General features: G+C 39.4%; 8 protein-coding genes. 3 read left to right on the top strand and 5 right to left on the bottom strand.

Going from position 1 to position 11,603, the window contains the following annotated elements; all coding sequences use genetic code 11:
* Window positions 1–437: 437 nt before the first annotated feature.
* Window positions 438–3,914: a tetratricopeptide repeat protein gene (locus tag WAA15_RS24050; RefSeq protein ID WP_337045408.1), complete on the bottom strand. Its 3,477-nt coding sequence runs from the start codon at window positions 3,912–3,914 to the stop codon at window positions 438–440.
* A gap of 293 nt (window positions 3,915–4,207) precedes the next feature.
* Here WAA15_RS24050 and WAA15_RS24045 point away from each other — a divergent pair, with 293 nt between their 5' ends.
* Both WAA15_RS24045 and WAA15_RS24040 read left to right on the top strand, forming a co-directional pair.
* Entirely contained in the window at window positions 4,208–5,020 is an 813-nt protein-coding gene (locus WAA15_RS24045) for a hypothetical protein (protein ID WP_337045407.1), read from the top strand.
* Window positions 5,017–7,854 (top strand): tetratricopeptide repeat protein, encoded by a 2,838-nt coding sequence (locus WAA15_RS24040; RefSeq protein ID WP_337045406.1) that lies wholly within the window; start codon window positions 5,017–5,019, stop codon window positions 7,852–7,854. Before WAA15_RS24045 ends, WAA15_RS24040 begins: the two co-directional genes overlap by 4 nt.
* A gap of 564 nt (window positions 7,855–8,418) precedes the next feature.
* Here the strand turns inward: WAA15_RS24040 and WAA15_RS24035 are convergent.
* The 4 genes from WAA15_RS24035 to WAA15_RS24020 all read right to left on the bottom strand — a co-directional run bounded on the left by WAA15_RS24035 (window position 8,419) and on the right by WAA15_RS24020 (window position 11,265).
* On the bottom strand, window positions 8,419–8,925 hold the full coding sequence (locus WAA15_RS24035; RefSeq protein WP_337045405.1) for a hypothetical protein: 507 nt from the start codon (window positions 8,923–8,925) through the stop codon (window positions 8,419–8,421).
* Window position 8,926: 1 nt separating this feature from the next.
* Window positions 8,927–9,913, bottom strand: coding sequence for a nucleic acid/nucleotide deaminase domain-containing protein (locus WAA15_RS24030; protein ID WP_337045404.1), 987 nt, complete (start codon window positions 9,911–9,913; stop codon window positions 8,927–8,929).
* A gap of 441 nt (window positions 9,914–10,354) precedes the next feature.
* Window positions 10,355–10,897: a hypothetical protein gene (locus WAA15_RS24025; RefSeq protein ID WP_337045403.1), complete on the bottom strand. Its 543-nt coding sequence runs from the start codon at window positions 10,895–10,897 to the stop codon at window positions 10,355–10,357.
* Window positions 10,898–10,914: 17 nt separating this feature from the next.
* Window positions 10,915–11,265 (bottom strand): ISAs1 family transposase, encoded by a 351-nt coding sequence (locus WAA15_RS24020; protein ID WP_337045402.1) that lies wholly within the window; start codon window positions 11,263–11,265, stop codon window positions 10,915–10,917.
* Here WAA15_RS24020 and WAA15_RS24015 point away from each other — a divergent pair.
* Window positions 11,257–11,538 (top strand): hypothetical protein, encoded by a 282-nt coding sequence (locus WAA15_RS24015; RefSeq protein ID WP_337045401.1) that lies wholly within the window; start codon window positions 11,257–11,259, stop codon window positions 11,536–11,538. The genes WAA15_RS24020 and WAA15_RS24015 overlap by 9 nt on opposite strands.
* Window positions 11,539–11,603: the final 65 nt, after the last annotated feature.

Raw genomic sequence — 11,603 nt, 5'->3', positions numbered from 1 at the left:
TGAACAGTTAAAGACCCTGCTTGAAGAAAAGACGGGTCTTGCTTTTCATTATCAAGTCGCCAGGGGCTGCAACTATTTCTACCATTTCTGGCTCGAGGATGATACACCCATTGAGCAATTCACTTTTTAATTCTACTTCAATGAATGTTATAGGCTTACTAACCTGCAATGAATGCAGGCAAGCGATTGACCAGCCTGCTGAAAATACTTTCTATTGCTCAAGCTGTCTGGGCCAATTACCGGAGAAATTCACCTGTGGTCGATGTGAGCAATTGGGCTTACCCTCCAGCCACCAGCGGAGTAGTATAGGTGTTTACAGCTCTGACCAGCCAGCGGCTTCTTTGTGCAACCTTCATGCCTTTGAATGGATGCAACATGAAATTTGTAAACAGATAACTAATGTCCAGCATCAATTTGTCAAAAACAGGGACGAGTAATTAAAACTCATACCATGTATTATTGCTCAATTCATCCAGCAGCCACTGCTGACTAGGTTGTAGTAAATTAGCTTCTGCAAGTGTTTGGATGACGTTGAGGCCTTCCTGCCGCATGGCCTTGATGCCCTCAGAAATAGAGGGCATATCCTCAGGGGTATATTGCTGATTTTGAATAAAAAACTTTACAATTCGTGTAATATAATATATAATCAATGCAAAGTAGAAGGTAAACTCAATAATTTGTCCTTGAGTAGCCTGCCAAAGTTCTGCAAAGATAGTACGGCTCTCCAGAAAACAGGAAAGCGCATGATTAAAATCCTCTTGCTTAAGATAGAAAGTTCCTAGCTTTGCATAGGAAATGGCTAACCCGTTTTTGTAGGTAAGGTTTTCTGGGCTACTTTCATAGATTTCTTTGGCAAGCCGATTTCTTTCCTGAAAATTGAAAAGGGCGTTTTTCCAATCGCCTGTGGTCTGGTACATCTCCCCCAATTTTTCATAGGAAACGGCTAAACCGTTTTTGTAGTCAAGGTTTTCAGGGCTGCTTTCATAGATTTCTTTGAAAAGCCGATTCATTTCCTGATAATTGAAGATAGCTTTTTTCCAATCTCCTGTGGTCTGGTAAATCTCCCCCAATTTTGAATAGGAAATGGCTAAACCGTTTTTGTAGGTAAGGTTTTCAGGGCTGCTTTCATAGATTTCTTTGAAAAGCCCATTACTTTCCTGATAATTGAAGAGGGCGTTTTTCCAATCTCCTGTGGTCTGGTAAATCTCCCCCAATTTTGAATAGGAAATGGCTAAACCGTTTTTGTAGGTAAGGTTTTCAGGGCTGCTTTCATAGATTTCTTTGAAAAGCCCATTACTTTCCTGATAATTGAATAGTACGTTTTTCCAATCGCCTGTGGTCTGGTACATATTTCCCAATCTTTCATAGGAAACGGCTAAACCGTTTTTGTAGTCAAGGTTTTCAGGGCTGCTTTCATAGATTTCTTTGAAAAGCCGATTCATTTCCTGAAAATTGAAGATAGCTTTTTTCCAATCGCCTGTGGTCTGGTAAATCTCCCCCAATTTTGCATAGGAAATGGCTAACCCGTTTTTGTAGTAAAGGTTTTCAGGGCTGCTTTCATAGATTTCTTTGAAAAGCCGATTCATTTCCTGATAATTGAAGATAGCTTTTTCCCAATCTCCTGTGGTCTGGTACATATTCCCCAATTTTTCATAGGAAATGGCTAACCCGTTTTTGTACTCAAGGTTTTCAGGGCTGCTTTCATAGATTTCTTTGAAAAGCCGATTTGTTTCCTGATAATTGAAGAGGGCGTTTTTCCAATCGCCTGTGGTCTGGTACATCTCCCCCAATTTTTCATAGGAAATGGCTAAACCGTTTTTGTAGTCAAGGTTTTCAGGGCTGCTTTCATAGATTTCTATTCCAAGCCGATTTCTTTCCTGATAATTGAAGAGGGCGTTTTTCCAATCTCCTGTGGTCTGGTACATCTCCCCCAATTTTGCATAGGAAATGGCTAAACCGTTTTTGTACTCAAGGTTTTCAGGGCTGCTTTCATAGATTTCTTTGAAAAGCCGATTTGTTTCCTGATAATTGAAGAGGGCGTTTTTCCAATCGCCTGTGGTCTGGTAAATATCCCCCAATTTTGAATAGGAAATGGCTAAACCGTTTTTGTAGGCAAGGTTCTGGGGCTGCTCATTCAGCAAACTCTGGTAAATGTGTTGGTAGTTAAAATAAGCCTGAGCCGCTTCTACTAGATTGCCTTTGTTGGTGAAATAGATGCCACTATTAAAATTCAAAGTAGCCAGCTCTACACTCGGGTAATTTTTTAAACAGCGGCTTATATGAGCCACCAATTGTACAAAAGCAAACGCTTGGGCCAGAGAAATGTTTTTCAGGTTGTAAGCGTCAGCCGCCAGAATATAGTTTAGCCGGTACAATAACTCTTCTGCATCTGTGGCAAGGCTGTGCTGGTTTTGTGCAATGGCAAGGCTTTGCACAACAGGGCTGAGTTTGTAGCTAGTCTGGTTTTGGCTTAGCCATCCTTCCTCATTCAGTTTAGTCAGTAATTGCTTGTAGGCAATTTTTTGTGGCTTTTCAAAGTCCGTAAAAAGGATGAATAAAAACGCTATTGGGTAATTTTCGGCAGGTAAGAGGGCCAGCCTTACAAAAGCCTGCCTGAGGCGATGTTCATGGGCCAGTTCCGAGAAATTATACAAGGCTTTCAGGATATTGTCAGTCGTTTCAGCGGTGGTTTTCAGGCGTTGGGCTGCAAAGTCTGTCTTTATCTCAAAACTATCTTCTCCCATAAACAAGTGCTGGGTTTCCAGTTTGCTGATAAACTCCTGCATAGAAGTGATGCCTCCGGCCTGTTTCACATTTTTAGCAAAAACTTCAATTAAAAGTGTGTGATAGTGCAGGGCATGTATGAGTCTTTCTACTTCTGTTTCAAAATTCGGGTTATTGGGTTCATGGTAATATTGCATAAACAAGGCCTTTGCCAGAGGCTGAGGTAGTACCCCGAGGGTGAGTTCTTCCGCTGGAAGGGTGTTGTTGCATCGACTGGTGATGAGTACATGCCACTGCCTGCCACCAAACTCCCTTTTGAAATCCAGTATGTCTTTTTGTTTATTAGCATTGTCGAGAACCAGTAAAAAACTTCCTTGCAATGTATTGAGTTTGGCTTTGAGGGCATCGAGTTGTTGCTGAGCCGTTGCATAATCACTCAACTCAAGCCCGAGTTGAGGAGCCAGTTCCATTAAACTATTGTTGATACCATCCTGACAATAGAGCCAGGCGGCATAGCTGTAATTTCCTAACTGCTGGTGCCAGAATCGGGCGGCAAGGGTAGTTTTGCCAATGCCCCCCTCTGCATTGATAATCAGGAGTGTTCCGCTTTTTTCTAAGCGAGCCTTGATTTCATGGAGTTCGTTTTCCCGACCTAAAAATACGGCAGGATTAAGCGGCGCATTCAGGCTTAGTTGTCGGGCGGGTTCGCCTCTGGTCAAAAAACCATCATTGAAAAGTTTCCCAAGTTCATCCTCAATTGCACCTTTGAGTTCCTTTTCGGTGCTGAATGTCCCACTAAACTTACCATTATCGTTGGGAACATTGGCTTCAAAAATGTTTACCGAATCTTCAATGGGGGTGTCTTTCACCAACTTTTTGAGCAGGAACAGGAAAGGTTTCTTTTGTTTTTTCTGGGTAGCCACAGCGAGGTCAAACTCTTCCTGTGTATATCGGCCAACTTTAGTCCAGTAGAGCATCAGGAAAACATCACAGGTTTGGATGGCTTTATTGTAAGCCTGTTGTTTTCTGGAATCTTCATAACTGGAGGCAAAGTTTTCCCATTTAATCACTTCAAAATCGGTAAAGAGTTCAGGATGTTTGGCTTTAAAATCAGCAACGATTCCTGTAACCAAGCTACGCTCATGAGCAAGCTCAAAAGAAGAGGCTAGGAAAATACGATAGGTGGCCATATAGGACAGGTCTTTTTTTTTAGTCTGACAGTCAAATTATTTAAGTGGTGGGCAGGCAAAAGGGGATAAGTCAAAAGAACGAAAAAAAAACGGATAATGAAACCCTTTAAATAAAATTCTTGTGGGAAATAAAATTAAACCCATTTTTTTTTGTTAATTGGTACTTGATGAAGCTGTGATTAAGAGAGAGTAGTGTGTAAGCCTGAAAGAGAGTTTTTTAGCTTGCCAACGGTGTGTAGAGCTTACTGAAAGCAGCCTGAATACAAAGAATCTCTAACTTTCTGGTTAAATCGATGGCAAACACTACCAATGCAAATTCTACCAACACTACGGTCCGGTTCTGGACATCAATTGTAATCGGCGTTCTGGCTTTGGGTCTGGGCTTTTATGGTACCTTTTTCTTACCTATCAAAACCAGCCTACAATGGATATTTATTGTGTTACTCTTGCTGACGGGCATTGTTTCATTATCTATCCTTTGGGGTGGAACGATAACCGTCTTCAACACATACATCAGAGCTACCAATGCTTTTGCCTTACTGGTATTTCTGGCAGTACTTATCTTCAACTTGTTTGACCCTCCAGCTCAGCAGACCAGCCTGAAACTTCAGTTGAGACAAGAAAACAACGCGGCAGCCTTAGCCAATGAGAAGCAGGTACTCAGAATCAGCATGGGTAAAGAGACCAAAGTGCTTGACACCGATAGCAACGGCGAGGTATTGATAAACGCCAATGCAGAAACAGACAGCCTGCAGGCAGAAGTGCTGAACCCGAACTGGCAGTTTGTCAAGAACCACCATGCTACGGCTTATTTCCTTATTCCATCCACAGAGGTATTACAACTGACACTTGAACCCTCAGAAAGCCGTTGTTGTGTGAGTGGCAAGGTGATATTTGCAGACAAGGGCAGACACAACCTGAGTGCTATTACGGTTCAGGCTGCGGGTGTCAGTACCCTCACCGATGCTCAGGGGCATTACAGGCTGAATATTCCTTCCGGCAAACGTCTGGAAAATCTTAAAGTAGCAGTCTTTACCACCACCCATCAGGGAGAGGTATGGTGTAATACCGCTAGCCCTTGTGACATAAAACTGATAAAAAGATGAAAAGGAGAACTTTGTTAGTTTGTTTTTTGATGCTTAGCATTCGCCTTTGGGGTCAGGAGAGCCTGACGGTACGTGTATGTCTGAATACAGCGGAGGGAGCAGGGATGAAGGGGGTAGGTATCCGCATCAATGGGATAGGCAATTCCTTGACCGATAATGATGGATTTAGCATCTTTCTGAATTTGAGGACTTCTCATCAGAAGACAACGGGTGAGGCTATCACCCTTTTTGCTTCGCTGAGTGGATATGCAGTGGTAAATAACTATGATGTGAGTGACTATACATTACCCAAAGACCGAAGCAAGCCATTTGTGATTATTTTAGCCAAGACAGCTGAGCGTGAGAAGTATGCGTTACAGTATCTGGAAGGCATAGCAAAGGTATCATTAGAGCGTGTGTTTGAGACAAGAGAAAAGAGTTTACGCCAACAGATTGACAAGGCTGTGGCAGACTACAAGAGTCTTGTGAGTAGTAGTAGTACAGAACGGGAGCAATACCAACGCCGGATAGATTCATTATACAAGCAAGTGGATTTGGTACAAAAGCAGCAGGTTGAGGCAGGCAATACAGCGGAGCAGATAGGTCGTATATTATCTCAAATTCAGGAACCAGATGAGATGTTGAACAAGGCGTATAAGTTTTTAAAAGACAGTAAGTTCCAAGAAGCGCAGCAGGTTCTGGATGAAGGTCAGCTAGATAAGGATAAGGAGGCTTATGAGCAAGAGGAGAGATTGGTAGAAGCACACGTCCGACTAGCGAAGAAACGAAAGGATAATTATATCACCAAGTGTTTGTTAAAGGCAGATCTGTATAGGTTAGAGCCACAGCCATTGGCAGCTGAGAGCTGGTTTGAGAAGGCTTATCAGGCGGACAGTATGCGTATACAAACGTTATTTAATTACGCTTATTTTTTGCAGCAGCAGAACCGGAGTAAACGTCCGGCGATTTTATACGAGCGGGCTTTGAAAATCTACGAAGACTTAGCCCAAAAGGTTCCAGAGCAGTATTTACCTGATGTGGCTACTACGTTAAACAATCTGGGTAATTTTTATAGTGATAACCAACAAAAATCTGAGGCACAGGCGGCATACGAGCGGGCCTTGGCAATCTATGAAGGCTTAGCTCTCAAGAATCCAGAGCAGTATTTACCTGATTTGGCTGGTACGTTAAACAATCTGGGGCTATTTTATAGTGATAACCAACAAAAATCTGAGGCACAGGCGGCTTATGAGCGAGCGTTAGAAATCTATGAAGGCTTATCTCGCAAGAATCCAGAGCAGTATTTACCTTCTTTGGCTACTACTTTAAACAATCTGGGTAATTTTTATAGTGCTAACCAAAAGAAGGCTGAGGCGCAGGCGGCTTATGAGCGGGCTTTGGAAATCTATGAAGGCTTATCTCTCAAGAATTCAGAGCAGTATTTACCTGATTTGGCGATGACTTTAAACAATCTGGGAGTATTTTATAGTGATAACCAAAAGAAGTCTGAGGCCCAGGCGGCATACGAGCGAGCCTTGGAAATAAGAGAAGGTTTAGCTCGCAAAAATCCAGAGCAGTATTTACCTTCTTTGGCTACTACTTTAAACAATCTGGGTAATTTTTATAGAGCTAACCAAAAGAAGTCTGAGGCGCAGGCGGCTTATGAGCGGGCATTAGAAATAAGAGAAGGCTTATCTCGCAAAAATCCAGAGCAGTATTTACCTTCTTTAGCTACTACTTTAAACAATCTGGGAGTATTTTATAGTGATAACCAAAAGAAGTCTGAGGCCCAGGCGGCTTATGAGCGAGCATTGGCAATAAGAGCAGGTTTAGCTAGAAAGAATCCAGAGCAGTATTTACCTGATTTGGCGATGACTTTAAACAATCTGGGAGTATTTTATAGTGCTAACCAAAAGAAATCTGAGGCGCAGGCGGCATACGAGCGGGCCTTGGAAATAAGAGAAGATTTAGCCCGCAAAAATCCAGAGCAGTATTTACCTGATGTGGCAATGACTTTAAACAATCTGGGTATATTTTATAGTGCTAACCAAAAGAAGTCTGAGGCGCAGGTGGCATACGAGCGGGCCTTGGCAATAAGAGAAGATTTAGCCCGCAAGAATCCAGATCAGTATTTACCTGATTTGGCTACTACTTTAAACAATCTGGGTATATTTTATAGTGATAACCAAAAGAAGGTTGAGGCGCAGGTGGCATACGAGCGCGCCTTGGAAATAAGAGAAGATTTATCTCGCAAGAATCCAGAGCAGTATTTACCTGATTTGGCGATGACACAAATAAATTATGGTGTTTTCTTTATTGAAAATAACAACTTTCCGGCAGGTGAAGCACTGTTAATTAAAGGTGCAAAAAACTATCAGTATTTAGCCAAACGCTTTGATAATATCCTCTTTTGGCAAAAGACATTATCAATCATAGAGTTTCTACCTGAAGTGATAGAGATGGATAGTGTCTATATCCAAAAGCTAGCGATGCAGGAAACTATCATTGGTTTTTATGAAGTTTATCCAGCAACAAAAAATACCATTCTGGCTAGTAGTTATGGTAATGCAGCTTGGTATGCACTTTTTTGTAAACAATCTGTTCAGGCAGAACACTATGCCCGTAAGGGTTTGTCAGTTGATACCTCCCAACATTGGATATATACCAATTTGGCTCTAGCCCTATTACTACAAGACCGTTGGGCAGAGGCTCAGGAGATATATCAAACCAAACAGAACTTGTCAGGAAACAACGAAAAACCGCTCAAAGAAGCATTTCTGAATGATTTAATAACATTAGAACAAGCAGGCATTTCTCACCCCGACTTTGAGAAGGTTAGAAAAATGTTTAGGTAGAGCTGAGATATAAGGAATCTTTCGATGTACAGTGTAAAAAAATGCGTATTGGGAAAACGTAATGCAGACCGCTTCCCGCTGGAGCGGAGACTGTAAATTAAACTGTGTCAATGTAAAGGTTTAACAAAAAAGTTAATTTTAACTCGTAGTGCATTTAGATAATTGAAATTTTGAAATTGTTTAATTTTCTACCCGCTAAGTAATTCAGGTATTGAATGACAGTTAATGAGGTTATTTGTGGTGTTTCTATAGAAACGCTACAATTTTGAATTGTAAATTTATTGTATTTTTCTTAGCTATCTTGATTCAATTTTTCTATTTTGATATAAATTCCAAGGAGAAAACAAAGTATTTCTTCTTTAAAAGAATCGGTAATTACTATGAAAATATAATAATTCTAAGAAATATAAAGTAGGTTTAACTGTAGCGAATCTATTGAACCTTCACAGTTAATCTGAAATTGACACAGTTCAATTTACACTCCCAATTTTCTAAGAATGTTTTTAATATCAAATCCTATATACTTAAGTAACTATCGGGATACACTGATAGAATGTTAAACTATCAATCAATCCACCCATAACCTATCTCTTCAATTTCCAATCTCCAAAAAGTTAAATCCTGTTCATATTGTCTTATTCGTTCTTCTAAATATTTTGCATATTTTTTAGATATATCCTCTCCGTCCGGTTCTCCAAACATTCTTTTGGAGTATATATTTTCGTAAAAATCTTCCAATTCATATAAGCAGTACATATAGTTTTCTAAAGATGAATTAGCAAAAAAACGGTTATCTGTATAGTATCCACCATAACATAATGCATCATTCTTTTCAGGGTCTAAATAGAATACAATACGTTTTTCTTCAGGATAACTAATCTGAATTTTGTTTTCAGGGAGTAAGGTTAATTCGCCATTAAGACTCATTTCGATTCCTCCTACCGTTGTGCCACCAGGAACTCCAATTTCATAGAGGTATTTTTTTGTTTTATCCTGTAGTAATGTATCAAATGGCGTAGGCTCAAATCTTACCAATCTGTTGGCAAATTTCTCTATAATAGTGTCTTTCATTCTATTTTTTTCTTTTAACAAGTTTCTCTATCGCTTCAGCTTTGTCACTTACACTTTTTTCTCTGATTGGTTGACTTATTGAATCATTATCTCCTCCAGGATATTCATAGCTATATTGTATTTCTTTGTCGACTAAGCCTTTTTTAGCAAGAAATCCGGCGCAACCAGTACCATCCTTGTCTCCACCATGTGAGAGGCTGCATGGTTCTAATTCTGTATATACCCTTTTAATTTTTCCAGGCGGAATACCTAATGTCTCCAATTGGTCCATAGCATGTTTCTCAGAATGTATATTTTTACCAGAAACTCCGTAAATATAATCTGTTTTACCATTTAAGTCTTCATATTCAAAAACACAGAAATTACGGTTTTTCCCAATTAGTTGTGGAGCATTTTCTCTATGTTGTATAGCCTTTTTTGCTAAATCGGTTGAATTTAATTCTACTTTTTTTAGTTTATTTAGCGCCTTTTTTAATAGTCTTCCGGCTACATCATCACAAAAATCTGGACCTGTTGATCTGGCACTACTTGATGTTCCACATGCTCCCCATAATTCAATAGTTCCTTTACCTTTTGTGCCATTTGTAAATTCAACTTGTCCTTCAATGGTACCAAGATATTTTTTAAAAGCAGCCGTTTTTTGTTTAAATCCTTTGTAAACACCATTGGCATAGTCAAAAACAACAGTTGGAACTTGATTACTTGCCTTTCTTATAACAAAGCTTGCAGCTTTCGTACCTTTTTTACTAATAGCTAAACCTGCTTTACTCATCATCCGGCCAACGATGTTAAATTTATCAGCTATTTGGGCAGCTTTTTGCAAAAGTTCCGCTGCTTTTACAGCATTCATGCCTTTTAATATAGCAGAAACTTCTCCAACTCCCACAAACATTGAGACAATGCCTACAATCACGTCCCACCCGTCGGTGAGTTTTTTGCGGCAATCAGCATTTGTTACGAAATTGGCTGCATCTATTGCCGGATTCATACAACCTACAAGGGTTGCCAATGAATATACTGTGCCTCCTACTTCTTTTACAGTAAAATATGCTCCATCCAATAAGCCGGCATTGAAGCAAGACTTCCTGTAGGGTCAGATTGCCCCAATATTTTTGGTACTATTCCGCATTTACTGTCCCATCAGTGTCTCCCGTGTTTAATTGCCAAATGCTAAACAAGGGGACTCCAATGTCTATTGTATAATCATTTCCGATTGCCGAGACCCTTTCATCATTAACTTTCCTATCGTCACTAGGCGCTGATGTAGCCTCAAAGCTTACCTACCAGTTTGGGAGGCGTGAATCTTGCCGTAAGCACAGCCGTATCATCGCAGGCAAAGCATTGGCTTACGACAAGAAAGAGTATCAGCCAGATTTTTATTTTGTTTTTGATATTGTGAATTGTTATTCGTACCGTATGTTAAGGTGCTCTATTTTATAAGTAGTTGTGAAATCTCATACTTATCTAAGGTACACCCTAACCCATTATTATCTTTAATTTTGGATCTTTCTAATATAGAAGTTTCAGGTATAGGTATATTTTCTACCTCTAGCTTATGAGTAAGCTTATTGATTCTTTCTACCATCCATAAAGAAAATTGGTCAAAGTCTGATCCGATTATACTTGAAGCCATTGTGAATAATTCGTTAATTATATCTAAAATTAATCGAGGAGTTTTTAAGTATAGTTTTTTTAACAAATCATGCTCATCTTCACTGGTGGCTTGAAGTTCTTTTTTTTCATAGGGAATATTCTCCATAATTACAGAAGGTACAATTTCTCCGTCTAGTTCATCCCATTGAGATAAACTATCATAATTCCTACAATCAACAACTTTCCATAGCCTACTCAATATAAACTGCCATTCTTTGTAGTCTAATTGATAATATTTAATACATTCTTCCATACTGCGAATAAAAAAAGCTGAGCCTCCCAAGACTGAAACAGAGAAAAATATTTTATTGTCTTTCATATATAATATTAGTTTTGTCATTCACTTGTAACATAAATATCTGGGAATATAATATCTCTACAATCAGAGCAACGCTTTTTATTTGAGGTTGGAGATAAAAAACCGTCATCCCACCCAGCTATAATTCTTTTACTTTTGATTCCGAGTTTTGAAGTTGTATCATTTTTTAATAAATTAAGAGCTATTTGTCTTAAAAGAGCGAAGTTTTGGTCTGCAAAACCTTTTCTAATTCGAGAATTATCTTCTTCAAAAGCGACATCCAAGTACCAATGTAATGAGTTTTCAATAAGCCAAGGTTTTCTGATGGCTTTATTAATTTTTTTGCTACTGGGTGGAGGGGTGCGTTGCCTTTTAACGATTTGGGACAAAAATTATTAAAAAATGGTTTTCAACCAGAATATTTTCCACTAGGAGATGGTGATGCTTATTTTGCAGGGCCAAATTCAAGACATATAGCGGAAGAATATGCAAAAGCGTATGGCGAAGGAATATTAGAGGTTCGTATTCCCAAAGAAATATATAATAAAACCTTTCGTATCTTCGAAAGGCCAATGGGTTCGAGACCAGGCACAGAATTAGTAATTCCCCAAACGGCATTTCCGTTATTAAATTCACAAGTTAGAGTTTTATTACCTTATTAATAATGTGAATAATGGGTTAAAACATCCAAAAAAGTAAAGCAGTAGCAATAGAACCCCAGATATGA

The organism is Emticicia sp. 17c, assembly GCF_037153985.1.
In the GTDB taxonomy this organism is placed as follows: Bacteria; Bacteroidota; Bacteroidia; order Cytophagales; family Spirosomataceae; genus Emticicia.
This window is presented reverse-complemented; position numbering and strand designations above follow the sequence as displayed.